The sequence below is a fragment of the Intestinimonas sp. MSJ-38 genome, assembly GCF_018917925.1.
Taxonomy (GTDB): Bacteria; Bacillota; Clostridia; order Oscillospirales; family Butyricicoccaceae; genus Pseudobutyricicoccus.
In genome coordinates, this window is sequence record NZ_JAHLPO010000006.1 from 58,762 (window position 1) to 82,614 (window position 23,853).

A 23,853-nucleotide genomic window follows, 5' to 3' on the forward strand; every position below is an offset into this window, starting at 1 on the left:
GCCCGCAGCCATGGCTGCGGGCAGACTTAAGCGCATCGAAAAAGTGGTCAAGACCACTTTTTCGAGTTTTTGCAAGGGTCTGTATGCAGCCTATTGACCGCTAAAAGTGGCCAATAGGCTACACTTGCCCCTTGATAAGTATAAAAACCGACGCACAGGCCGCCGGTTTTTATGAATTGATAAGGGGCAGGGCAAACAGTTGTTTTTGCTGTATCGTTTTTCACTGTTTGAAACTTGGGTCTATTTTATCTTATCAAACAAAGGAGAAGAAGCCATGCTTCATTTGACCTGCGAGGAATTTCTCACCCAGCTTTCCACCAAACAGCCGGTGCCCGGCGGCGGCGGTGCTTCCGCTTTGTGCGGCGCTTTGGGCGTGGCCCTGGGCAGCATGGTCTGCAATCTTACCCGGGGCAAAAAGAAGTACGCCGCCGTGGAAGAAGACATCCTGCGCATTCTGAAGGAAGGGGAAGAGCTGCGTCTCCATCTGCAAAATCTGGTACAGGCCGATGCCGACGCCTTTGAGCCTCTGTCCCAGGCCTATGGTCTGCCCAAAAATACGCCGGAAGAGCTGGCTCACCGGCAGGCAGTGATGGAAAAATGCCTGAAAGACGCCTGCCAGGTGCCGTTGCGCATTATGGAAGCCTGCACCAAGGCCATTGCCCTTCTGGAGGAACTGTCGGAAAAGGGTTCCCGCATCGCCCTGTCCGATGTGGGCGTGGGTGCCGCTTTCTGCCGGGCCGCTCTGGATGGCGCCAGCCTGAATGTGTACATCAACACCAAGCTGATGCAGGACCGGGAAACTGCCGCCCAGTGGGAAGAAGCAGCCGATGCCATGCTGAAAGAGTGGCTGCCCCGGGCCGATCAAGTGGTGGAAGCCGTCAAAGGCTCCATCCGTAAATAAGGAGGATGCAAAATGGCTGAATTGCTGAAAGGCAAAGAAGTTGTGGCCGCCATGAAAGAGCGGCTGCTGCAGCAGGTGAACAAACTGGAAGAAGCGGGAGTGCATCCCCAGATGGCCATCGTCCGCTGCGGCGCACGGCCGGATGACCTGTCCTATGAAGCCGGAGCCATCAAGCGCTTTTCCGGCCTGGGCATCGGCCTGCGGGTGGTAGAGCTGCCCCAGGACATCGACCAGCCCTCTTTCATTCAGGAACTGGAGAAGCTCAACGCAGACGACAGCATCCACGGGGTGCTGGTGTTCCGCCCCCTGCCCTCCCAGCTGGATGAGGGAGTCATTAAATATATTCTCTCCCCGGAAAAGGATATGGACGCCATGAACCCGGATAACCTGGCCAAGGTGTTTGCCGCCGACCCTTCCGGCTATCCCCCCTGCACCCCGGAAGCGGTGATGGAGCTTCTCGACCACTTCGGCGTAGAGCTTTCCGGCAAGCGGGTGACCATTGTAGGCCGGAGCATGGTGGTGGGCAAACCCCTCAGTATGATGATGCTGGCTAAAAACGCCACCGTCACCATCTGCCATACCCGCACCCAGGATCTCCCCGCCCGCACCCGGGAGGCTGATATTCTGGTGGCTTGCGCCGGCAAAGCCAAAATGATCTCCCGGGATCATGTTTCCCCGGGTCAGGTGGTCATTGATGTGGGGATCAATGTGGATGAAAACGGCAAACTGTGCGGCGATGTGGATCAGGCTGCCGTAGAAAATGTGGTAGCTCACCTCACTCCGGTTCCCGGTGGTGTGGGCACGGTGACTACCAGCTGCCTGGCCCAGCATGTGGTCCGGGCCGCCATGAAACAAGCCGGTTTGAACTGAAAACCCCCAAGGGGCACGCCGGCCAAAGGCGCGCCCCTTTCTTTTTTTTGAAAAGGAGGATGGATCATCGTGTATCAGGACGCACTCACGGCAGTGGCCCAGGGAGCGGAGAAAAAGGCCCGTCTTTTTTCCCGCCATCCCTTGGGCGCGCTCATTTCCACTATGCTGGCCGGAGCCTATATCGGCTTTGGCGTGATTCTGGTCTTTACCGTAGGCGGCACTCTTTCCGCCGCCGGTTCCCCCTATACCAAGCTGATTATGGGACTGTTGTTCGGCGGGGCGCTGAGCTTTGTACTTATGGCCGGGGCCGATCTGTTCACCGGCAACACCATGACCATGACGGTGGGAGCTCTGGAAAAGAAGGTTTCCTGGAAGCAATGTGTCTATGTTCTTTTGTTCAGCTACATCGGAAATCTCCTGGGGGCCCTTCTCCTTTCCCTGCTGATGCGCTGGGGCAATCTGTTCGGAAAAGAAGCCATGGAGTTTATCCTCCAAAGCGCCGAAACCAAAATGAACAGCTCCTTCCCCACCCTTTTCATCGCGGGTATTCTGTGCAACATCCTGGTTTGCCTGCCGGTGTGGTGCTCTTTCAAGCTGCAAAGCGAAAGTGCCAAGCTGCTGATGGTCTTCTGGGGCATCGTCATGTTCATCACCCCTGGCTTCGAGCACTGTGTGGCCAACATGACTCTGCTCTCTTCTGCGTTGCTGTCCGGCCAGGAGGCCGCCATTTCCCTGGGTGGCTTCTTCTGGAACATCTTAATCTCCGGCCTGGGCAACCTGGTGGGCGGGGCTCTGGTGGTAGGCGGCGGCTACTACCTGATCTCCCACGGCAAAAAACAATAAGAGCTTTCCCATCCCGGCGGATTTTCCGCCGGGATTTTTCTTGACAAAATATCTCTACAAATATAGAATAAAACTATACTACTACATTTGTAGAGGTGAGTGCCATGACTACCATCCGCCGTCTGCCCGATGGGGAGCTGGAAGTGATGCAGGCCCTGTGGGACTGCGCTGTTCCCGCTTCCCGTGGAGAGATTGAAGAGCATTTTCAGAAACTTTTTCATCGCCGTCCGGCCATGACCACCCTTTTGACCCACCTCACCCGGCTGGGAGAAAAGGGTTTTGTCCGCATTGAGAAGGAAGGCCGCCAGAACCGCTACACCCCTCTAGTCTCCCAGGAAAGCTACCTGGCCCGCCAGGGCCAGCATTTCGTCCAGGATGTATGCCGGGGGAACATAGGCATTCTGGCAGCCGCTCTTTCCGCCGGCGGCCTGACCCAAAAGGATCTGATGGAATTGCACCGTCTTTTGGAGGAAGGTGAACTGTGATGACCATGAAGCTGATCCTCAGTCTGATTTTCGCCGTGGCCGCTGCCTGGGGCTTTTCCGCCCGGCAGCAGGAAGAGCAAGACCTGTTCTGGAAACCGCTGAAAAAAGGACGAAAAACCGTGCTGCTCTTTCCCTTACTTCTGCCCTGTTTTCTTCTGCTGCTCCTTTGTTTCCAGCTCTTTTTGCCCTCGGCTGATTTTTTATCCCCCATTGCCCTGATCCTTCTGGGGTATCTCAGCTTGTATTTTGCCCTGCTTTTGCTCCTTCTACCTCTGCTGCGCCGCTTCTTTTCCGCCAAAGCCTGCGCCAGCCTATGGCTTCTGCCCAACCTGCTCTATCTGCTTTTCAACCTGGATAGCATGTTCGCCCCGCGCATCATCCTGCCTCTCCCCTTTGCCTTTCGGCCCTGGATGGTCGTTGTGTGGCTGGGTGGCTTTGTACTGATGCTTCTATGGCAAACGGTGACCCACCTGCGTTTTCGCCGCCGGGTGCTAAAAGATGCCGTCCTGGTGACCGATGAAAAAGGCCTCCGCCTGTGGCAGGAAGCGCAAGAAAAACCTGCAAACCGCCAGAAAAAGTTTCTCTCCTTTTCCGGCCACCTTCTGCCCCGCAACACTCCCGTTATGGTCGAAGAAGAGACCCTTCGCCTGTGGCGGGAGTGCCAGACCCGCAGCGGCTGCCGCCGGGAGATCCTTCTGCTCCGTTCTCCCGTGCTTGCAACACCCCTCACTCTGGGGCTGTTTGACCGCACCCTGCGGCTGGTTTTGCCCCAGCGGGAATACACTCTGGAAGAACTGGAACTGATCTTCTGCCACGAGGTGGGCCATATCCGCAATGAGGACATCAAAACCAAGGCTTTCCTTTTCTTCTCCTTGGCCTTGGGTTGGTTCAATCCCCTGATCTGGCTGGCCTGCTGCAAAGTGGCCCAGGATTTAGAGCTGAGCTGTGACGAAGGGGTGCTCTATCGCCAGGATGACAAAACCCGCCGCAAATACGCTGCTTTGCTGCTGCACACCGCCGGAAGCAGCCTGGGGCTGACCTCCTGCCTCTCCGCCAACGGCCGCACGCTGCGCTACCGGCTGCGTCGGGTACTTCATCCCGGCAAAAAGCTCTCCGGTGCCCTCCTCCTGGGACTGAGCACCTTCTTTATGATGATGAGCTATGGCTCCATTGCCCTGGCTCAGCCGGCCCGCACCGCCGATGAGCTGATCTTTCAGAACATCCCCTCCGGCAGCCAGCTTACCGCCATTTCGCAAAAAGACGGATTTTCTTCTTACCAATCCATCTACGCCTGGGAAGAAGAGGGACTGACCGACTATCTGAAGGGGCTTTCTGTTGAGCCTTTGCTCACCACTGCCCTGCCGGAAGAAGATTGGGAAATCTATATCACCTTTTCCGACGACCAGAGCGCCACCCGGCTCACTCTTTCCCGGGATTTTCTCACAGCTTATCTGCCCTATGACAACAAAGGGGCCATCTATTACAAACTCACCGAACCCTTGGACAAAGAGACCCTTTTTTCCTTCCTGGACCCTTCGGCCCCCGATCCCGACCCCGATCCCACGCCTCCCACTCTGGATCTGTTCTTTGACCATCCGGAACTGAGACAGACGCCCCTTTCCGCATCCCGCACCATCCTCAGCGAAAGCCGGAACGGCATTTTGCAGGAAGAGCGGCCCTATTGGCGGTGGGAGGGGGACCCCAGCGGCATCAAAGGCTTCCCCACCGAAGAAGTGCGGCTGGGTTTCTCTCTTCCCTGCCTGCCCGGCGGCACCATTCTGGTTCAGCAACTGGATGGAGGGCGAGAATACTCCCTCCCGCTGGATGGGCTGGTAGGAAATGCGCTGCCGCTGGCCCCTTACAGCGCCCGCTATACCATCACCGCTTCCTTCTCCCATCCCGTTCAAAACACCGTATACGAAGCACAGTTCTGCTTCGATGTGCGGCTGCCTTAGCAAACAATCCCCTCTGGCAAAACCAGAGGGGATTGTTTATAATTTTGAATCAATTTTCTTTTTGTGGGTGCTGCTGTTGCAGTTTACGGAACAAGCGGGCAAGCACCACCACGGCTGCCACGGCCAGAACCACTTCAGCGGTGAGCTGGGCATAGGCCAGACCATACAGGGGGAACAGCTTGTTGAGGATATACAGGGCAGGGATCTCCAGCACGATTCCGCATGATGGCGAAGAGAAAAGCCCATCCGCCCAAGCCGGTGGCCTGGAAAACGCCCACAGCCAGAAAATCCACACAGAGGAAAGGCAGACCCAGGCAGCAGCCCCGGAGGAACCGGGTGCCATAATCGATGATGGCCTGGTTATCCATAAACATCTGCACCAGAGGACCGGCCGCCAGAAAATAGATGGCGGACATGGTAAGGATAAAGCCCAGAGAAAGCTTAACGGCAAAGAGCAATGTACCCTTCATCCGCTTCACATTGCCCGAAGCATAGTTGTAGCTGATCAGGGGCATAATGCCCTGGGACAGGCCCATGGAAATGTTCATGGGAACCATGTTGATCTTCTGGGTGATGCCCATGGCCGCCACGGCATTGGCTCCAAAGGCCGAAGTAAAGTTGTTAAGGATGGTCATGCCGGTGACATTGAGCAGATTCTGGATGGAAGCGGGGATGCCCACAATGCACACGCCCCGGACGATCTGCTTTTCCATGCTGAATTTTTTCGGAGAGACGCACACATAGGTATGCCCTCTTTTTTTATAAAGCAGCACAAAGAAATACAGGCAAGCCACGCAGTTGGAAATGAAGGTGGCCAGACCGGCGCCCTCGGCTCCCATATCCAGCCCCCAGGGCAGGATAAAAATGGGGTCCAGCAGAATGTTGAGCAAGCAGCCGCTCATGGTGCCCACACTGGCATGAAGGGCTGAGCCTTCCGACCGCACCAGATAGGCCATCACCACATTCAGAATGGCAGGGGCCGCACCAAAATTCACCGTCCACCACAAGTAACCGGAAGTGGCCGCGGCCGTTTCCGTGCTGGCGCCCAGCAAAGTGAGCAAAGGCCCTTTGAACACGGTACACAAAAGGGAAAAAAGCAATCCTGCACCAATGGAGCAATAAAAAGCAAAGGCCGAGCTGCGGTACACCGTCTCATAGTCCTTCCGCCCCAAAGCCCGGCTCATCATACTGGAACCGCCCACGCCGAAAAGGTTGTTGACGGCATTGAAAGCCAGAAGCACCGGCGCCGCCAGGGTCACGGCGGCATTTTCAATGGGCTCATTGAGCATGCCCACGAAATAAGTATCGGCCAGATTGTACAGCACCATCACCAGCGCACTGAGTATGGTGGGAATGGCCAGCTGAGCCACCGCCTTGGGTATGGGCGTTTGCTCAAACAATCGGGTCTTTTCGCTGTCCTGCATGGAAAAACTCATCCTTTCCAGGGGTTTACGCCGGCCTCGCCGGCAAAAAAGCAAGACGGAATGTATTCCGCCCTTATCTTTTTATTCTGAATGGTTTCACTCCATCTGTCAAGCCTCTAAATTGTTTTGCATCCCGGTTCGTCTTTTGGTATACTATCATTAGCATCCTAACGATACCGTGGGAAAATCAAAAAAGAAAGCGGTGGTTTTATGACTCCTTCCCCATCGGCGGCCGACGCCCAATTCATTCGCATGACCGAAACCCCTATCCCAAAGCTCATCGGCAAGCTGGCTGTGCCCACCATTGTCAGCATGATGATCACCTCCATCTATAACCTGGCGGATACCTTCTTCGTCAGCAAACTGGGTACCAGCGCCACCGGAGCGGTGGGCGTGGTATTCTCCCTGATGGCCATCATCCAGGCCGTTGGCTTTATGCTGGGCATGGGTTCCGGCGGCTACATCTCCCGGCTTTTGGGACAAAAGCAAAACGACAAGGCCAATGAAGTGGCGTCTTCCGCCTTCTTTACCGCCGCCATTCTGGGCCTTGCCATCACTTTGTTCGGCACCCTCTTCATGGATACACTGATGCGGGCCCTGGGTGCTACCGAAACCATTTTGCCTTATGCGGAGGATTATGCCCGGGTGATTTTGCTGGGCGCCCCCTTTATGTGCACCTCTTTTGTGATGAACAACGATCTGCGGGCCGAAGGCCAGGCCGTGCTGGCTATGCTGGGCATCGGATTCGGCGGCCTTCTCAACATGGTGCTGGACCCAGTGTTTATCTTCACCTTTGACATGGGCATCCAGGGCGCGGCCATCGCCACCGTGCTCAGCCAGATCGTCAGCTTTGCTATTTTGATTTCCCACTATATCCAGGGCCGCAGCGCTGTGCGCATCCGGCTGCGGTCGGTGTCCCGTCAAGGGGCTGTCTATTGGGAGATTTTGCGTACCGGTGCTCCTTCCTTCTTCCGGCAAGGTCTGGCCAGCGTGGCTTCTGTGATGCTCAACCGGGCCGCCGGGCTCTATGGCGATGCCGCCATCGCCGCCATGTCGGTGGTCAGCCGGGTGTTTATGTTCATCCTCTCCGCCCTTCTGGGCTTTGGCCAGGGCTTCCAGCCGGTGGCCGGCTACAACTACGGCGCCCGCCGCTATGACCGGCTGCGCCAGGCCTATTTCTTCTGCCTGAAAGTAGGCGTGGTGGGTCTCTTTATCATGGCGGCCATTGGCTTTATTTTCGCCCCGGACATCATGGCTATCTTCCGCCGGGACGATCCTCTGGTCATCGCCATCGGCTCCCGGGCTTTCCGGCTCCAATGTGCCCTGCTTCCCTTCCAAGCCCTGGTGGTCATCTCCAATATGCTCTTCCAATCCACCGGTCAGGCCAAAGAAGCTACCCTTCTAGCCATCTCACGCCAGGGGCTGTTTTTCCTTCCGCTGATCCTGCTGCTTCCCACCCTCTTTGACAGCATTCTGGGTGTGCAGCTGGCCCAGCCCATTGCCGATCTGCTCACCGCCATTCTGGCCCTTCCTCTGGTCATTCGCTTTTGGCGGAAGATCTCTCTCCGTGAGGCCCAGGAAAAAAAACAACTGACCATTTCATAAAAAAAGCGTTTGCCGGGGAAACCGGCAAACGCCTTTTTTCATTCTTATCTGCCATAGGGCACCCGGAAAAACCGGGATTTCACCGGAGGTGGAATCCCCTCATCCAAACTCACAGGAGCAAAACCAAACAAGGCGGCCATATCCATCAGCCGCGCTTCTTCCTGGCCGATCCCCGGCGCGCTCCACACCCGATGAAAGGGAAAAATGCGGGGCGTGGGCAGCAGACGGGAAACTTCTTGAGGGAAGGCTCCGGCCTGGGATGAAATGCCGTACTCTTTCAGGATTCCCTTGCTTCCCCTGGCATACCAGCGGGAAAAACGCCGGGCGGGAAGAAAGCAGCCCATGAGCAAAAGCTCCCCATCCTCCACCGAAAAGGAAAGGGCCGGGGCGTGAAATACCGTACCATAGATCTGGGCCAGCTCTTCCGCCAAGTCGGGATCAAAGCCCTGGCGGCACACCGGGTCCCAGCAGGTGAGCCAGCGGGTATCCGGCGGAAGTGCTGCGGCCACCACATTCTCCTCTTCCCAAATTTCTTCCTGGGGACAGACAAAGGTATCATCCAGCCGCAGCCCCGCTTGATGCAGCAGACGGGGAATCTCCTCCAAGGACTGCCTCTCCGGCAAAAGCACCATTACATTGCCAAAATAAGCGCCCATACTGCTCCCCTTCTCACTGGCCCAGAAGCAAGGCTACGGCGTAGGCTTTCATCCCTTCCATCCGGCCGGTAAAGCCCAGCTTCTCTTCGGTTTTACCTTTGATGTTCACCTGTTCCGGTCCGATTTTCAGAGCCTGAGCCAGTTTTTCCCGCATGGCCGGAAAATAAGGCAGCAATTTGGGCTTTTGGGCCACGATGATCAGATCCACATTTTCTACGCTCCAGCCCTCTTTTTTCAAAAGGGCCGCCGTGTGCTCCAGCAGCTGGATGCTGTAAATGCCCTTATAGGCCGGGTCGGTATCGGGAAAATGGCTGCCGATATCCCCCAGCCCGGCGGCGCCCAGCAAAGCATCAATCAGCGCATGGGTGGCCACATCGGCATCGCTGTGGCCCAGAAGGCCCTTGTCATGGGGCACTTCCACCCCACACAAAATCAGTTTGCGGCCTTCTTCCAACCGGTGTACATCGTATCCGTTTCCCACTCGTATCTTCAAAGGTTGTTCCTCCCTTGTTCTGTTCCCATCCGCTCCAAAAGAACCTGGGCAATATCCAGGTCTTCCGGTGTGGTGATCTTGATATTGTCATAGGAGCCCATGACAATGGCCGGACGAATGCCCAGCTTCTCCACGGCAGCGCAGTCATCCGTCACCTTTTCCCCATCCTGGGCCGCCTTGCACAAAGCCCCTTTCAAAAGGTCGATATCGGTGACCTGAGGCGTTTGCACCGCATACAAAAAAGCCCTGTCCGGCGTTTGCTGTACAAGGCCGTTTTCCACCACTTTGATGGTGTCTTTCACCGGCACGGCCGCTGTGGCACACCGGGCTTCGTAAGCTTTCTGACACACCTTTTCTGCAAGAGCCGGGGTGAGCAATGGCCGCGCCCCATCCTGCACCAATACAAACTTGGTCTGCAAACTGCATTCGCACAACGCCTTATACACGCTGTCGGCCCGCTCCTGACCGCCCCGCACCACTTTGAACACCTTGCTGATGCCAAACTCCCGGCAGACCTCGGTAATGGGCAGAAAATTCCCTTTCGAAGCCGCCACCACGATTTCATCCACGCAGGAGCTTTTTTCCAACGCCAGCAAAGTATAGGCGATCACCGGCACGCCATGGATCTCGGCCAGGAGTTTATCCACGCCTCCCATCCGGCGGGCGCTGCCGCCGGCGGCCACCACCGCAGCGGTATAGGGCCGCTCCTTCTTTTTAAGCAAAGAACGCAACTGTTGTAGCAAATCCGATCCCCTCCCTCTCAGCCACTCCAGAGGACCGGCTGCCCTTTATTACTATACCAATGTTTTTTCCACGATATGCTCGATCTGCCCATAATCCTGCTCCAGCACCAAAGACAGTTCCGAAACCAGGATTTTTTTAGCGCTGGAAAGCATTTTCCGCTCACCGGTGGACAGATTCTTCTGGCCATCCCGCCGCCGCAGGCTGCGGATGACCACGGCCACCTGCTCCAGGTCGCCGCTGCGGATACGCTGCATGTTGTCTTTATAACGCTGGTTCCAATTCCCCTCCTGACACACGGGAATCTCCTCCAGCCTGTCCAGAAGGTTCTGGGCTTCTTCCCGGGAAACGGTGGGGCGCAGCCCCACGGCCCCGCAGCTATCGCAGGGCAAAAGCAGCGTCATGGAGCCTACACAGAGGCGCAAAAGGTAAAAAAGGCGCTCTTTCCCCCCTTCTTCCCGGGGTAGGATCTGCTCGATCACTCCCGCGCCATGCATGGGATGCGCCACCTTCTCGCCCACTGTATACATCACGCCGCCTCCTTCTTTAAGCCGCCATACAGTGTCACCTATATATCCATTTTTCTTTTCCAGCCATCAGGCCATCAATTTGAACAAAAATTTTCCTTTTCACTTTCCTAATTTATTCTATTGTACCACATTTTTCTCTCTAAAACAAGTAAAACCCCGGTTTCTCACGGAGATTTCATGAAAAATCGGGGAAAAATTCTGATAGAATGAAATTTCCTTTTTAAAGTTCTGGCTCCAACAGCTGAAAGGGCTTATTCAGCTCCATACACAGTGCAATCACATTCCGTGTGCCCGGAGATGCTCCATCCCACAGACAAAGCACCAGATCGGCTTTCTGCACGATTTCCCGATTGCGCACAATGGGGGCCATTTTTCCGAAAATTTTATAATTGGGCAGGATCTCCTCCAGGGGAATCTTCCTCTCTTGGGCCACGCGCCTGGCCAGGCTGTCGGCCCCTTTGGCTCCGCCGCTGAGGATGGTGGTCACTCCATTGGGAACATTTTTCTCCAGCAATTCATAAAATTCCTCTCCCATGGTCCGGGAGCCCACAATGGCCAGTTTCACAGCCTTTTCCCTCCGTTTCTTTTGCAAGAACCGTTTTTTTCCTTAGCAGATTATAAACAGAATACCATTATTCTTGCAAAGTATCAACCATAGCGGCGGGAATGCTAATAGGCGTGGCAGAAAGGAGTGAAATCCCATGGACAAAAATCACAAACCCAATCCTATCTGGGGCCGGATCGGCAAATGCGCCGGGGCGTTGTCCCTGGTTCTTGCTGCCGCTCTGACCCTGTTTCCTCTGGGCGGCGAAGACGCTTTAGCCGCCGTCTCTGCTCAAATCGACAGCATCAATGTATCCAAAACCGACTCCGGCGAGATCGTTCGTCCGGAGAGCACCCGCCTCATCCCTCTTGGCCACACCACCGGCATTAAGCTCTTTTCCCAAGGGGCCATGGTGGTGGGCTTTGCTCCGGTAGACGCTTCTTCCCAAAGCTCTCCGGCTGAAAAGGCCGGACTGCGTTTGGGTGACCTGATTATCAAAGTCAATGACACCCCTGTAGACAGCAACGAATCCATGGCCCAGGCCGTGGAAAGCAGCCAAGGAGCCCAGCTGACCATCCATTTCAAACGAGGTGAAGAAGAAAAGACCCTCCAGGTAAAGCCGGTAAAGGATGAAGCCAGCGGCACCTATCGCATCGGTGCTTTTGTTCGGGATAGTCTGGCCGGTATCGGCACCATCACCTTCGTAGACCCGGAAAACGGCGCTTTTGGCGCTTTGGGCCACGGCGTGGCCGATCAGGATACCGGTGAACTGATGCCCATTGGCGGCGGCAGTCTGATGCCTTCCCAGGTGGCCGGTGCGGAAAAAGGTGAAGTTGGCTCCCCTGGCGAACTGGTGGGCGAATACGACCTGACCCGTGATCAGGGTGTCCTTTACCAGAACACCGACAGCGGTATCTACGGCAAGATCACCGATTCCTCCCTTTATGAAGGACGGCAGGCCCTGGAGACCGCTCCCAAATCCCAGATCAAAGAAGGCAAAGCCCAGATCATCGCCAATGTAGATGGAGATGACACCGCTTACTACGATGTGGAGATCCTGAAGGTATACCCCGACGATGACGATGAAAGCAACCGGAACATGATGATCAAAGTCACCGACAAAGAACTGCTGGAAAAAACCGGCGGAATTGTCCAGGGCATGAGCGGCAGTCCCATTGTGCAAAACGGCAAACTCATCGGGGCCGTCACCCATGTGCTGGTGAACGACCCCACCCGGGGCTACGGCATTTTCATTGAAAATATGCTGGATACCGCCTACAGTCTGCAATAACACAGCCACACCCAAAGGGCAGCCTTCCTGGCTGCCCTTTGAGCGTGTCGAAAAAGTGGCTTAGGCCACTTTTTCGAGTTTTTGCAAGGGGCTGGCGGCGAGCCGCCGCTCCCATACTGCGCTCCCGCGCTGGGCAGGTCCGATGCAGAAAGGCAAAGAAAGTATGGCCGTCCGGCCACCGGACCAGCGGGGCGCCCCGCCCTTGAGAAGTGCAAAAAGCCACGCACAGGTCGCGGCTTTTTGCGGATTTATAGGGGTAGGGCGGACGACCCTTTTCATTATATAGGTTTTTCGACAGTCTGAAAGGGCAGCCTTCCTGGCTGCCCTTTTCTATTTTTCCCAGAACCTGCTGACAGGCAAAAAGCCATATGGTACAATAAATTCAATCCATATGGCAAAGGGGGATTTCCCATGACCGCATTTAAAAAACAGATCCTGCTGGGTGTTATTCTAGTGATTCTGGCAAACATTCTGGCTTTTGCCCTTCATCAGGGCCTGTTTTCCAACATCGCCTGGCTTCTCTACGGTCTGCTGTGGATCGTGCATCCGGTGTATCCAGAGCAGATGGACGCCAAAAAAGGGCGCTTGGCCTCCTGGCTGGCCGGTGCAGTGTGCATCCTCATCGGACTTATGACCCGCTTTGTGATTTCATAAAACAGAAACGCCGCAATAGAACACCAGGAAAGGAAGGTGCTGTCGTGATCCCTGCCGATCTTTCATCTGTTTACACAGTCAGGCCGATTGAAGAGACAGACATCCAGACCGTCTATGCACTGGCCAGAAAAAACCCGCTTTTTTACCAACACTGCCCGCCTTTTGTCACCAAAAGCAGCCTTTTGGCGGACATGAAGGCGCTGCCGCCCAACAAAACTCTTAGAGACAAATATTATCTTGGCTTCTGGAAAGATGGCGAATTGATTGCTGTGGTGGATCTGATCCTGGCTTTCCCCAATGACCAAACGGCATTCATCGGCTTTTTCATGGTAAACCGGGCTTTTCAGGGAAAAGGGATCGGGTCTGCCATCCTCCATGAACTGCTCAGTTCCATCCGGCAGCTGGGTTATTTTTTCGTCCGCCTGGGCTATGCAAAAGGTAATCCACAAAGCCGGGCCTTTTGGGTCAAAAACGGTTTTGCGGAAACCGGGGTAGAGTATAAAAATCCGGGGTATACCGTGATGGTAATGGAGCGCTCCCTTGCTCCCTGCCCGGCATCCCCTTCCAGCGAGAGAATGCTCGAAACGCCACGAAAGTTGTAAAATCACCGCATTTTGTGAGCAAAACCGGAGTTTGTTGTAAAAATAAATTGCAATATTTTCGGTCGTTCCATCTTGAAAGGCCCCATCTATTGTGGTATTTTATAGTTACAGCGCTGGTAACACACCAATTTGTCAAATAACGGAGTTGTGAGCTATGAATACCAAAATACGCCTATTATTGGCCGATGACAGCGGGGAGTTTCGTGCTCTTTTGCAAAAAAATCTGGAGGAACACCCTGAGATTCAGGTGGTAGGGGCCGCCGGCGATGGAGAAGAACTGGTGCAGCTTTCTTCCCAGCTCTCCCCCGATATCATCCTCACCGATACTGTGCTGTCCAAACTGGATGGCCTGGCCGCCATCCGCCGCATCACCAGCGCCTCTTCCGGAAAGAAACCGGTGTTTTTCGTCCTTTCTTCCTTTTCCAGCAACCAGATGGCCGCCGAAGCCGCAGCCCTGGGCGTCAGCTATTTCATGATGAAGCCCTGCAACATCTCTGCTTTGGCCGAGCGGATCTGCAGCTATAAAAACCTTCCTGTGCCCATGCAAAATCCCACAGCCCGGGCACTGGACCCGGCGGTAGATATGGAAATCCGGGTCACCGAAGTGATCCACGACATCGGCGTACCTGCACACATCAAAGGCTATCAATATCTTCGGGATGCCATTATGATGACCATTGAGAACATCGATGTGGTCAATGCTGTCACCAAAGTGCTCTACCCCTCGGTGGCCAAGAAATACAACACCACCAGCTCCCGGGTGGAACGGGCCATCCGCCACGCCATTGAGGTGGCCTGGGATCGGGGCGATATCGAAGTGCTGCAAAGTTACTTTGGATATACTGTCTCGCAAATCAAAGGGAAGCCTACAAACAGCGAATTTATCTCCATGATCGCCGACAAGCTCCGTTTGCAACTGAAATGCGGCTGATTGGTTGATTGTGAAAAAAGACCATGCCCTGATGTTTGGCACGGTCTTTCTTTTTTTGCTTTGTTACAGCCGGGCCAACTGGGAAAGCTGGGCAGGCGTTTCCAAAATCCATTGGGCGCCGACCTGCTCCAGTTCCTCGCGGCTGCCGTAGCCATAGAGCACACCGGCACAGGGCAGACCATTTTCCAAGGCTCCCTGCACATCGTGCTTCCGGTCCCCCACCATCAGGGCCTTGTCCTCCGCCCCTTTGCCGCAATGGCCCAGGGCGTAGGCGATGACTTCCCCTTTTTTGCTTCGCGTTCCATCCAGCTGACTGCCGGAGACGAAATCAAAATAACCCATGAGATGAAAATGTTCCAGAATCTCTTTGGCATAAGGTTCTGGCTTGCTGGTGGCCAGCACCAGACGGCCACCGGCTTTTTTCAGTTCCTCCAAAGCCTCCGGCACGCCAGAATAGAGCTCATTTTCAAAAATACCCTGTTTTCCGAAATATTCCCGGTATTTTTCAATGGCCTGCCGGGCGTCTTTTTCGGAAAAACCGTAAAACTCCATGAAGGAATCCAGCAGAGGGGGACCGATGAATGGATAGAGCACTTTCCGATCGGGCACATGGATGCCGAAGCTCTCCAAAGCATAGGCCACCGAGCGGGTGATCCCCTCCCCCGGATCGGTGAGGGTGCCGTCCAGATCGAACAAAATAGTCTGATATTTCATAGCATAGTTCCTTTTTCAATCTTTTAAAAAATCGGGCGGAAAACCGCCCGATTTTTGTTTTGTATTTTATGCCTTGCCGGAAGAACCCAGCACATCCCGGATCTTATGCCGGACCATATCCTGGATGGCCTGACGGCCGTCGGCCAGATACTGCCGGGGATCAAAGTGATCGGGATGCTCACAAAGGTGCTTGCGCACGGCCGCCGTCATGCACAGACGGAGGTCGGAGTCAATATTGATCTTGCACACGGCCATGGATGCGGCCTGACGGAGCATCTCCTCAGGGATGCCGATGGCATCGGGCATGGAGCCGCCATACTGGTTGACCTGGGCCACAAACTCCTGGGGCACCGAAGAAGCGCCGTGAAGCACAATGGGGAAACCGGGAAGACGCTTGGATACTTCTTCCAGAATGTCAAAACGGAGACGGGGCTTCTGACCGGGCTTGAACTTATAGGCGCCATGGCTGGTGCCGATGGCAATGGCCAGAGAGTCCACGCCGGTGCGGCTGACGAACTCTTCCACCTCAGCGGGATTGGTGAACTGGGCGTCCTCATCGGACACATTCACATCGTCCTCGATACCGGCCAGCTTGCCCAGCTCGCCTTCCACAGTGACACCGTGGGCATGGGCGTATTCCACCACCTGGCGGGTGATGGCGATGTTTTCCTCAAAGCTGTACTTGGAGCCGTCGATCATCACAGAGGAAAAACCGCCGTCCACACAGGCTTTGCAGATGTCGAAGTTTTCGCCGTGATCCAGATGGAGGGCAATGGGCAGACCAGTTTCCATGATGGCGGCCTCCACCAGCTTGATGAGGTAATTGTGCTTGGCATATTTCCGGGCACCGGCCGACACCTGGAGGATCACCGGAGAATTTTCCTCCATGGCCGCCTGGGTGATTCCCTGGACGATCTCCATGTTGTTCACATTGAAGGCACCGATGGCATAGCCACCTTTGTAGGCCTTTTCAAACATTTCTTTTGTACTGACTAGCGGCATGATGTTTTCCTCCTGCTCGTATCGTTCCAAAGTAGGTCTTTTCGTTATTGTATCAGAAAAACAGATGCCATGCAAATTTCTTTTCTTTAAAAATTGCGGTATGGATTTTCCTGTTCTCTCTCATTCTCCCCGTCACAGCCGCCGAGGAGGAGGGCCTTTCCTATGAGGTCATCATCGATCCTCAGTATGAAGATGCCGACTCCTTCTCCCAAGGCCTGGCCGCCGTAAAAAAAGACGGCAAATGGGGCTATATCGACATGGAAGGCAGCACCGTCATTCCCTTCCAGTTTGACTATGCCTTCTCCTTCAGCGAAGGTCTGGCCGTGGTGGGCACTCTGGGTGAGTATCCCACATATGACGGCGCAACGGCCCCGGTGTATTTCTGGTCCGTCCTGGACAAACAGGGCAATGTGCCCCCCTGCTCTATAAAGAGGAAGGGGACACAGAATACAAGCGGGCCAAGGAATTTGTGGATTTCCTGGACTCTTCCGCCAAAGTCTATTACCACAACGGCTATGTGGTGCTGGGCCGCATCATGTCAGTGGACAACTATGCCCCCAGTCTGGTGTTTGACCGCACCGGCAAGCAGGTCTACCTGGGCGATTACTGGGTGGGCTGCTGTCTGAACGAAGGCACCTTCGCCGCCACCGAAGCCATGGACGGCAACGGCCTTTATCTGGACGAAAGCGGCAAACCCGTCCTGGAGTTCTCCGAGGAAGCCTACACCCGCCAGCAGGCCTACATGACCATCTGGCGTCTCTACAATGTGATGGTTACCGAATAATCGCTGCAATCGTTCTTTCAGGCCCCGGGCATTTCGTCCGGGGCCTTTCTTTCATTGCCACAGAAGGGATTGTGTGGTAAAATACAGTTACACTTGATTTTTCAAATTTTATCTCTCCACGGAGGTCATGTACCATGAACAAACTGAAAGGCGCCTGCCTTTTCGGCCAATCCGGCGGCCCCACATCGGTGATCAATTCCAGCGCCCTGGGCGTGCTGGAAACTGCGTTGGGTGAAGACTGCATCACCGCCGTCTATGGCTGTGCCCATGGCATCAAAGGCATTTTGAACGACTGTCTCTACGACATTTCCCAGGAGGACAAGAAAGAGCTGTCCCTGCTGCGGTATACCCCCTCTTCCGCCCTGGGTTCCTGCCGCTACAAGCTGAAGGACAGCAGCGTGGATGACACCGACTACAAGCGCATTCTGGAGATCTTCCAGAAATACAACATCCGCTACTTTTTCTACAATGGCGGCAACGATAGCATGGACACCTGCAACAAGGTCTCCAAATACCTGATGAGCCAGGGCTATGAGTGCCGGATCATGGGCGTGCCCAAGACCATCGACAACGATCTGTTCGGCACCGATCACTGCCCCGGTTTCGGTTCGGCGGCCAAATACATCGCCACCTCCTGCATGGAGATCTACCAGGATGCCAATGTATATGACACCGGCACCGTGGTGATCGTGGAGATCATGGGCCGCAACGCCGGCTGGCTCACCGCCGCCAGCGCTCTGGCCTCCCATATGGGCGGCGGTCCCGATCTGATCTATCTGCCTGAGCAGCCCTTTGACCTGGAAGCCGCCATGGCCCAGATCAAGGAAGTCTATGACAGGCGGAACAACTGCCTGGTAGCTCTTTCCGAAGGCATCATGGACAAGAATGGCAAATTCATCGCCGAATACGGCCAGGATGTGGCCACCGACGCCTTTGGCCACAAGCAGATGGGCGGCGCCGGAGCTTTTGTGGCAAACGAAGTGAAGAGCCGCTTCGGCTACAAGGTGCGCAGCATCGAGCTGTCCCTGCTCCAGCGGTGCGCTGCCCACTCCGCTTCCCTCACCGACATCGAAGAAGCCTATCAGGCGGGCAAAACCGCCGTGGAGCTGGCTGTCAGCGGCGTCACCGACAAAATGGTGGCCTTTGAGCGGAAAGAGGGCGCAGAATACCAGCTGGAAATGAAGCCGGTGCCTCTGGACATCGTGGCTAACACCGAAAAGAAGGTGCCCACCCAGTGGATCAAGCCCGATCACACCGGTCTCACCGATGACTTCATCGCCTATGCCCTGCCCCTGATCCAAGGCGAGACCCAGCTTCCCTACGAAAACGGCCTGCCCCGTTTCGCCCGGCTGAAAAAGGTTCTGGCCAAATAATAATAGAGCAAAACAAAACGCCGCAGAATTCTGCGGCGTTTTGTTTTGCCCCTTTCTTCCTCTACCATATCTGCAAAAGCCCGCGGACAATGAGAAAGATCCCGAAAATAGCAATGCACAGTGCCCACCCATATTGCTTGGTTTTCACCGACTGACGCAGCTGTCCGATCCAGGCAATGAAAAACAAAGGCAGGCTGAGAAACACGCACCCCATCCCCACCAAAGTGCCGATGGTAAAGAAAGGATGAGGATAGGATACCCCGGCCCCTATCACCGCCAGAAGCAGCAGCAAACCCGCCATCGCCATGACCATGGCTGCCCTGTACAGCCCTTTCATGTGATTCCCTCATTCCTTTCTCCATCTTCCGGTTACTTCTTCATTCACCGGTCCCAATTCCTTTTCCAGCAAGCATTGGAGATCCCAAAGCAGCTGCTCTTCCTCCACTTCCCGCGGGGCCAGCCTGCCTGTTTTCTCCCAGCGCAGCAGCATCCGGTATAAGGCCAGCGCTTCCCGATCTGTCAACCTCAGCTCCATGGGCTCCTCCTTCTGCTTTCCTTTCCGGCGTATTTTGTACAGTATAACAGAAAGAACCCACCCCATACCACTGGATTTTTCCAACGAATTTCTTAACAATTCATGACAGGATCAGGCTTTCTGCGGCTTTTTGTTCCCCTCCAGCAGGACCCACACATCTTCTTCACTTTCCATCCCATCGTAATCGCCGGTGAGCAGGCCTGGGTGGTGGTACACGATTCCATCCTTTTCTCCTTCTTCCAGCCGGTCCATTATTTTTTCCATACCGAATTTGCTGATATACCCCACAAAAGCCTGGGTCCGAAGGCTTTGCAGCACCGGGGCCTGGCAGGGGAATTCTTCACATTGCCAGCACCCTTCCAAGGCCCTGCTTTGGGCACACTCATAGGGGCGGCACCGTTCTTTTTCCGGACAGGTGCCTTCCCGGCAACCAAGACACCCTTCTTTTCCTTCACACAAACAACAGGCTAGGCCGCAAAAACCTATTCCCTTTTCCCGGTTCATTTTCAGTCCTCCTTTTTCAGCAGGGCGGCAGGGCGGATGGCCCCGGGACCGAATTTATCCCATATGCCGTCGATGGACTGGCTGAGTTTTTCTTTTTTCCCATCGTCAAACAGGCTCATCTGCCCCGCTTCCCGGGTGAGGCGAATGGCGGTGACCCCCAGCATCCGGATGGGCTTATTCTCCTTCCAGGAGCGCTGATAAACCTGCCAGGCCGCCTGAAACAGAGGCGTCATGACATTTTCCGGCTCATCCAGTTTGCCCTGACGGTCGATGGTGACAAACTGAGGGTCTTTGATGGTGACCTGCACCCCCCAGCAGCGCATTCCCTGGCGCCGCAGCCGCCAGGCCACATCCTCGCACAGAGCCAGAAGCTCCCGGCGCACCGCCTCATCTCCCACCACATCCTGGCGGAAGGTGCGGTTGCGGCCAATGGACTTAGGGTCCTCCCCCTCCCCCCAGCGGCGCACCGGGTCTTCCTCCAGGCCGTGCACCGCCAGATACAGACTGGCTCCATGCTTGCCCATCATCTCTTCCAGCGTTTCCCGGCTCTGCCGGGCCAGATCACCAATGGTGCCGATGCCCTTCTGCCGCAGCCGGGCCGCCGTCACGGCCCCCACCGACAGCATCTGTTCAATGGGCAAAGGCCAGAGGATCTCCGGCACCTTTTCCCGGGGAATGCAGGTGACAGCGTCAGGCTTTTTCAAGTCGCTGCCTATTTTGGCAAAGGTCTTGCAAAAGGACACCCCCACCGAAACGGTGAGCTGCAACTCCTCCTTCACCGCCCGGCGGATGCGGTGGGCGATCTCCTCCCCTGTTCCAAACAAAGCCTGGCTCCCCGTCACATCCAGATAACTTTCGTCGATGCTGGCCGGCTCCACCTGATCGGTAAACCGGCGGTAAATGGCGTTGGCCTTTTCATAATACTGGTGATACAAATCGTGATGAGGGGGCAAAAGCAACAGTTCCGGACACTTTTTTCTGGCCTGCCAGATGGTCTCCGCCGTTTTGACGCCCCGCTGCTTGGCCAGCTCATTTTTGGCCAGAATCACGCCGTGGCGGGCCTGGGCATCTCCCCCCACCGCCATGGGCACATCCCGGGCCTCCGGATGGAAGATCATCTCCACCGAAGCATAAAAGCCGTTCATATCCACATGCAGGATCTGCCGGCCCATGTTCTCCCCTCCTTTGTCTCAAACGAATGTTCTGTTTTTATCATATCACACTCCCCTGCCCCTTTACAAGTAGTATGAAAATCCGCTATAATGTATATATATCGCCCTTCGGGGCAGGAAAAGGGGAGAAAAACCAATGGATCGGATCGAAGAAAAAATCTGTCAGATCATCGACAGCAAAAAAGACGAGATCATGGCCTTTGGCCGGGATATCTTCTGCCACGCTGAGCTGGGATACAAAGAACATCGCACCAGCCAGAAATTTGTGGAAGAAATGGAAAAACTGGGCCTCACTTGTGAGACCGGCCTGGCCATCACCGGCGTGAAAAGCTATCTCAAGCCCAAGGGAAGCCAGGAAGGCCCCACCTTGGCGGTGATCGGTGAGATGGACGCCCTGCCCATTCCCAATCATCCCGACGCCTGGAGCGAAACCGGTGCTTCCCATTGCTGCGGCCACAATGCCCAGCTCACCGGCGTTGTGGGTGCGGCCATAGCCCTCTGCGACCCGGAAGTGGCCCAGGCCATGGGAGGCAATCTGTGCTTCATGGCGGTGCCGGCCGAAGAATTTGTGGACATCGAGTTCAAATCCCAGATGATGAAAGATGGCAAGTTGGGCTACGGCGGCGGCAAATGCGAGCTAATCCGCCTGGGAGCCTTTGACGATATCCAGATCGCCCTGGGCCACCACACCTTCCCCGGCGCCGATTACGGCATCTATAACAGCAGCAGCAACGGCTTTGTGAACAAGACTGTCACCTTCCAGGGCCGCTCCTCCCACGCCGCCGACGCCCCTCACGAGGGCATCGACGCCCTGAACGCCGCCACATCGGCCATGGTGAATATCGCTTTGCAGCAGGAGAGCTTCCGGGACGAGGACACCGTGCGGGTCCACGGTTTTATCTCCGGCGGCGGCACCGCCGTCAATGTGATCGCCGATCATGTGACCATGCAGTATTCCGTCCGGGGCAAAACCCCCGAGGCCTATCTGGACGCCGCCAAAAAGGTGGACCGCTCCCTGAAGGCCGCCGCCATGGCCACCGGCTGCGGCGTTACCATCGAAACCATGGCTGGCTATATGTCCGGCGTGGTCAATCCGGATACCCAGGTACTGGAAAGTGTCCTGCAGGATCTGGACGCCATGGGCCCCTATCACCATCGCCGGGATATGCTGACCCACGCCACCGGCAGCGATGACTTCGGTGATGTGGCCACGCTGATGCCCCTGGTTCATTTCTGCACCGGCGGCTATGTGGGCAACCTCCACAACCCGGATGTGCGGGTGGAAGACGAGTACCTGGCCTATGTGGTCACCGCCAAGATCTTCGCCCTCACGGCCTACCGGCTGATGAAAAACGGCGCGGAAAAGGCGAAAGAAAACATCGAGCACTACAAGGCTCCCATGACCAAGGAAGAATACCTGGCCTTCATGGATGGGATGCAGCGCACCGAAACCGTCGATCCCGAACCCCTGCCCATTGTGGGAAAAGAATAAATCCATACAGAAAAGGCCCCCGGCGGAAGCTTTCCGCCGGGGGCCTTATTGTTGTTTTCATCGGGGCAGCGTGGCAATCTCCTCCACCTGCACATCTTCCTCCTGTATCAGCTCTTTCACCCGGGGAATGTCCTCCACCTGGGACAGCCGGACAGAAACCCCGCAGCAGACGCTGCACTCCCGGGGCGTTGGGGCCAATGTGCAGGGAATCTTCTCCCCTTTCAGCCGCTGGTATAATCGCAGGGCATTGGTGTGATTGGGAAAAATCACATACCCCACCATCTGGGAAGAGTCCATGTTATTCGCCCAGCATCTCCAGGAAGGCGCCGATGCGGGTACGCAGCTGAGCCTCGTCCTGATCGGTGTAGTCGGTTTCCAGACCCAGCACCGGGATGCCCTTTTCCTTCAAGGCCCGTTCCACATGATAGCCTTCGGAATCGTACAGGCTGCAGAACTTCAGGTTCACATCAATGACGCCGTCCACCTGGTATTCCTCCGCCAAACGCAGGATGTCGTCGATCCGGGCGGTGTTGGGGGTGAAGCAGGCACAGTTGATGTTCATATAACGGCGGGCCAGGGCTTCGATCTGGCCATCCAGAGTGGTCTGGGTCTCATCCACCAGCTTTTCGAAGTACCGGGTACCGGTGCACATCTCTTCGGCCACCACGGCGCCGCCGCTGGTTTCGATGATGTGGTGCAGCTTCCAGTTGGGCACAGCCAAAGGTGTACCGGTGAGCAGGATGCGCTTCTGGCCCTGGGGGAAAACGCTGACGCCGTTCTTGATGCGCTCGTCCAGCTCGTCGCACAGCTTGTTGGTCATCTGGGTGAAGCGGGTAGGATCGTCATAGAAGGCGATCTGGGAGATCACCAAAGCGTCCTTGCCGCTGATGGGCAGGTTCTTGTTTTTCCGGGTCTCATAGAGACGGGCCAGGGCCCGGCGCTTGTCGTTGATCAGCTTGATGGCAGCGCCCAACTTTTCCGGAGTCACCTTGTTGCCAGTGACTTCCTCCACCTTTTCCATGAACAAACGGATCTCATAGGCCCAATCCTGGATGTCCTTTTCCCGCTTCATCTGGGGCAGCTGCATCACATAGGTGGGCACATCCTCACCCAGGATCTCCCAGGCCTTCTTTTTGCCATCACAGGTGGTCTCGCCCACATACATATCGGCGATGCGGAAGAAGGGGCAGGTTCTGTCCAGCCGGGCGCCCACCGAAGCCTTGATCAGGGGGCAGGTGTTGGCGGGAAGGACTTTCTCGCCGCCGGGGACCCAGAACTGGGAACCGCCGCACAAGCCGGTGGCAATGGCATCGGCGGCAAAAACGATTTCATCGGGCACATAGACACAGAAGGTACCAAAGACCTTGCCGCCTTTTTTCTGATGCTCGATCAGTTCGGCGGGGCGCACCCCGTGAATTTCGGCGATGACGAAATTATAGTAATCCATCCCCTCCGGCCGGTTCTCCTGGCTGAGATAAACCTGGCCGAACATGCCGGGCAAAACTTCGCAAAGCTGGTCATGGGTTTCCAGGTCCATGCCCAGGCTCTTCCACATCTCATGATAATCTGCCATGGGTATTCCCTTCTTTCTGAAAATTTGGTCGAAAATAAGTTTCCCTTATTTGACATAGTATCACTTCCCACCCGGCTTTTCCAATCGTTTCTCTTTATAAAACTCTATAATATTTATAGATATTTTCAATGATTCTCTCAAGGGAATTCCTTCTTTTTCTTGCCTTTTTCGACACTTTG

At 55.5% G+C, this 23,853-nt stretch carries 28 protein-coding genes and 1 pseudogene; 14 read left to right on the forward strand and 15 right to left on the reverse strand.

The window, feature by feature from the left end:
* Positions 1-274 precede the first annotated feature (274 nt).
* From KQI26_RS05515 to KQI26_RS05535, 5 genes are all read left to right on the forward strand, one after another.
* Positions 275-901, forward strand: coding sequence for a cyclodeaminase/cyclohydrolase family protein (locus KQI26_RS05515; RefSeq protein WP_216503612.1), 627 nt, complete (start codon positions 275-277; stop codon positions 899-901).
* Positions 902-913: 12 nt separating this feature from the next.
* The gene (locus tag KQI26_RS05520; protein ID WP_118746783.1) at positions 914-1,771 is read left to right on the forward strand and encodes a bifunctional 5,10-methylenetetrahydrofolate dehydrogenase/5,10-methenyltetrahydrofolate cyclohydrolase; all 858 of its coding nucleotides are present in this window, start codon (positions 914-916) and stop codon (positions 1,769-1,771) included.
* Between the two features lie 69 nt (positions 1,772-1,840).
* Positions 1,841-2,614: a formate/nitrite transporter family protein gene (locus KQI26_RS05525; RefSeq protein WP_216503613.1), complete on the forward strand. Its 774-nt coding sequence runs from the start codon at positions 1,841-1,843 to the stop codon at positions 2,612-2,614.
* Between the two features lie 104 nt (positions 2,615-2,718).
* Positions 2,719-3,099 carry a BlaI/MecI/CopY family transcriptional regulator gene (locus tag KQI26_RS05530; protein WP_216503614.1) on the forward strand — a complete coding sequence of 127 codons (381 nt, stop codon included), beginning with the start codon at positions 2,719-2,721 and terminating at the stop codon, positions 3,097-3,099.
* On the forward strand, positions 3,099-5,054 hold the full coding sequence (locus KQI26_RS05535) for a M56 family metallopeptidase (RefSeq protein ID WP_253292698.1): 1,956 nt from the start codon (positions 3,099-3,101) through the stop codon (positions 5,052-5,054). Before KQI26_RS05530 ends, KQI26_RS05535 begins: the two co-directional genes overlap by 1 nt.
* A gap of 134 nt (positions 5,055-5,188) precedes the next feature.
* Here the strand turns inward: KQI26_RS05535 and KQI26_RS05540 are convergent, their stop codons facing one another.
* Entirely contained in the window at positions 5,189-6,478 is a 1,290-nt protein-coding gene (locus tag KQI26_RS05540) for an MATE family efflux transporter (RefSeq protein WP_371744090.1), read from the reverse strand.
* A 210-nt stretch (positions 6,479-6,688) separates the two neighbouring features.
* Here KQI26_RS05540 and KQI26_RS05545 point away from each other — a divergent pair, with 210 nt between their 5' ends.
* Positions 6,689-8,083 carry an MATE family efflux transporter gene (locus KQI26_RS05545; RefSeq protein ID WP_216503616.1) on the forward strand — a complete coding sequence of 465 codons (1,395 nt, stop codon included), beginning with the start codon at positions 6,689-6,691 and terminating at the stop codon, positions 8,081-8,083.
* A 44-nt stretch (positions 8,084-8,127) separates the two neighbouring features.
* Here the strand turns inward: KQI26_RS05545 and KQI26_RS05550 are convergent, their stop codons facing one another.
* The 5 genes from KQI26_RS05550 to KQI26_RS05570 all read right to left on the reverse strand — a co-directional run bounded on the left by KQI26_RS05550 (position 8,128) and on the right by KQI26_RS05570 (position 11,068).
* Positions 8,128-8,739 carry a hypothetical protein gene (locus tag KQI26_RS05550; protein WP_216503617.1) on the reverse strand — a complete coding sequence of 204 codons (612 nt, stop codon included), beginning with the start codon at positions 8,737-8,739 and terminating at the stop codon, positions 8,128-8,130.
* Between the two features lie 13 nt (positions 8,740-8,752).
* Positions 8,753-9,232, reverse strand: a complete 480-nt coding sequence (gene ispF / locus KQI26_RS05555; protein ID WP_371744091.1) for a 2-C-methyl-D-erythritol 2,4-cyclodiphosphate synthase — start codon at positions 9,230-9,232, stop codon at positions 8,753-8,755.
* Entirely contained in the window at positions 9,229-9,975 is a 747-nt protein-coding gene (ispD, locus tag KQI26_RS05560; protein ID WP_216503618.1) for a 2-C-methyl-D-erythritol 4-phosphate cytidylyltransferase, read from the reverse strand. Before ispD ends, ispF begins: the two co-directional genes overlap by 4 nt.
* Positions 9,976-10,026: 51 nt before the next feature.
* Entirely contained in the window at positions 10,027-10,503 is a 477-nt protein-coding gene (locus KQI26_RS05565; RefSeq protein WP_216503619.1) for a CarD family transcriptional regulator, read from the reverse strand.
* Between the two features lie 220 nt (positions 10,504-10,723).
* Positions 10,724-11,068 carry an SLOG family protein gene (locus KQI26_RS05570; RefSeq protein ID WP_147421455.1) on the reverse strand — a complete coding sequence of 115 codons (345 nt, stop codon included), beginning with the start codon at positions 11,066-11,068 and terminating at the stop codon, positions 10,724-10,726.
* A gap of 136 nt (positions 11,069-11,204) precedes the next feature.
* On the opposite strand from KQI26_RS05570, the gene spoIVB reads away from it, so the two are divergent.
* The 4 genes from spoIVB (at position 11,205) to spo0A (ending at position 14,525) form a co-directional block, all read left to right on the forward strand.
* A complete protein-coding gene (gene spoIVB, locus KQI26_RS05575) occupies positions 11,205-12,338 on the forward strand; it encodes a SpoIVB peptidase (protein ID WP_216503620.1) in 1,134 nt (377 codons plus the stop codon).
* Between the two features lie 411 nt (positions 12,339-12,749).
* On the forward strand, positions 12,750-12,992 hold the full coding sequence (locus KQI26_RS05580) for an oxidoreductase membrane subunit (protein WP_118747997.1): 243 nt from the start codon (positions 12,750-12,752) through the stop codon (positions 12,990-12,992).
* On the forward strand, positions 12,950-13,594 hold the full coding sequence (locus tag KQI26_RS05585) for a GNAT family N-acetyltransferase (protein ID WP_371744092.1): 645 nt from the start codon (positions 12,950-12,952) through the stop codon (positions 13,592-13,594). The genes KQI26_RS05580 and KQI26_RS05585 overlap by 43 nt, the downstream gene beginning before the upstream one ends.
* A 154-nt stretch (positions 13,595-13,748) precedes the next feature.
* Positions 13,749-14,525, forward strand: a complete 777-nt coding sequence (gene spo0A, locus KQI26_RS05590) for a sporulation transcription factor Spo0A (protein WP_216503621.1) — start codon at positions 13,749-13,751, stop codon at positions 14,523-14,525.
* A gap of 63 nt (positions 14,526-14,588) precedes the next feature.
* On the opposite strand, the gene KQI26_RS05595 is transcribed toward spo0A, so the two are convergent.
* From KQI26_RS05595 to KQI26_RS15505, 3 genes are all read right to left on the reverse strand, one after another.
* Positions 14,589-15,239: an HAD family hydrolase gene (locus KQI26_RS05595; protein WP_216503622.1), complete on the reverse strand. Its 651-nt coding sequence runs from the start codon at positions 15,237-15,239 to the stop codon at positions 14,589-14,591.
* A gap of 66 nt (positions 15,240-15,305) precedes the next feature.
* Positions 15,306-16,241, reverse strand: a complete 936-nt coding sequence (fba, locus tag KQI26_RS05600) for a class II fructose-1,6-bisphosphate aldolase (RefSeq protein WP_216503623.1) — start codon at positions 16,239-16,241, stop codon at positions 15,306-15,308.
* Positions 16,242-16,327: 86 nt separating this feature from the next.
* Positions 16,328-16,453: a hypothetical protein gene (locus tag KQI26_RS15505; protein ID WP_256447859.1), complete on the reverse strand. Its 126-nt coding sequence runs from the start codon at positions 16,451-16,453 to the stop codon at positions 16,328-16,330.
* Here KQI26_RS15505 and KQI26_RS15510 point away from each other — a divergent pair.
* The 3 genes and pseudogenes from KQI26_RS15510 to KQI26_RS05615 all read left to right on the forward strand — a co-directional run.
* Positions 16,415-16,558 (forward strand): annotated as a pseudogene (locus KQI26_RS15510) (WG repeat-containing protein); the annotation flags it as partial. The gene KQI26_RS15505 and the pseudogene KQI26_RS15510 sit on opposite strands and share 39 nt — an antisense overlap.
* A 152-nt stretch (positions 16,559-16,710) precedes the next feature.
* Positions 16,711-17,025: a hypothetical protein gene (locus KQI26_RS05610; protein WP_253292705.1), complete on the forward strand. Its 315-nt coding sequence runs from the start codon at positions 16,711-16,713 to the stop codon at positions 17,023-17,025.
* A 134-nt stretch (positions 17,026-17,159) separates the two neighbouring features.
* Positions 17,160-18,398, forward strand: coding sequence for a 6-phosphofructokinase (locus KQI26_RS05615; protein WP_216503626.1), 1,239 nt, complete (start codon positions 17,160-17,162; stop codon positions 18,396-18,398).
* A 61-nt stretch (positions 18,399-18,459) separates the two neighbouring features.
* Here the strand turns inward: KQI26_RS05615 and KQI26_RS05620 are convergent, their stop codons facing one another.
* The 4 genes from KQI26_RS05620 to dinB all read right to left on the reverse strand — a co-directional run bounded on the left by KQI26_RS05620 (position 18,460) and on the right by dinB (position 20,609).
* Complete coding sequence (locus KQI26_RS05620) at positions 18,460-18,735, reverse strand: hypothetical protein (protein ID WP_118748003.1); 276 nt, start codon at positions 18,733-18,735, stop codon at positions 18,460-18,462.
* A 9-nt stretch (positions 18,736-18,744) separates the two neighbouring features.
* Positions 18,745-18,933, reverse strand: coding sequence for a hypothetical protein (locus tag KQI26_RS05625; protein WP_216503627.1), 189 nt, complete (start codon positions 18,931-18,933; stop codon positions 18,745-18,747).
* A 111-nt stretch (positions 18,934-19,044) separates the two neighbouring features.
* Complete coding sequence (locus KQI26_RS05630) at positions 19,045-19,437, reverse strand: DUF3795 domain-containing protein (RefSeq protein WP_216503628.1); 393 nt, start codon at positions 19,435-19,437, stop codon at positions 19,045-19,047.
* A gap of 2 nt (positions 19,438-19,439) precedes the next feature.
* Positions 19,440-20,609 (reverse strand): DNA polymerase IV, encoded by a 1,170-nt coding sequence (dinB, locus tag KQI26_RS05635; RefSeq protein WP_216503629.1) that lies wholly within the window; start codon positions 20,607-20,609, stop codon positions 19,440-19,442.
* 136 nt (positions 20,610-20,745) lie between these two features.
* On the opposite strand from dinB, the gene KQI26_RS05640 reads away from it, so the two are divergent.
* Complete coding sequence (locus KQI26_RS05640; RefSeq protein ID WP_216503630.1) at positions 20,746-22,101, forward strand: amidohydrolase; 1,356 nt, start codon at positions 20,746-20,748, stop codon at positions 22,099-22,101.
* 57 nt (positions 22,102-22,158) lie between these two features.
* Here the strand turns inward: KQI26_RS05640 and KQI26_RS05645 are convergent, their stop codons facing one another.
* Positions 22,159-22,398 carry a DUF3343 domain-containing protein gene (locus KQI26_RS05645; RefSeq protein WP_216503631.1) on the reverse strand — a complete coding sequence of 80 codons (240 nt, stop codon included), beginning with the start codon at positions 22,396-22,398 and terminating at the stop codon, positions 22,159-22,161.
* A 1-nt stretch (position 22,399) separates the two neighbouring features.
* Positions 22,400-23,674, reverse strand: coding sequence for a double-cubane-cluster-containing anaerobic reductase (locus KQI26_RS05650; protein ID WP_118748009.1), 1,275 nt, complete (start codon positions 23,672-23,674; stop codon positions 22,400-22,402).
* Between the last annotated feature and the right edge of the window lie 179 nt (positions 23,675-23,853).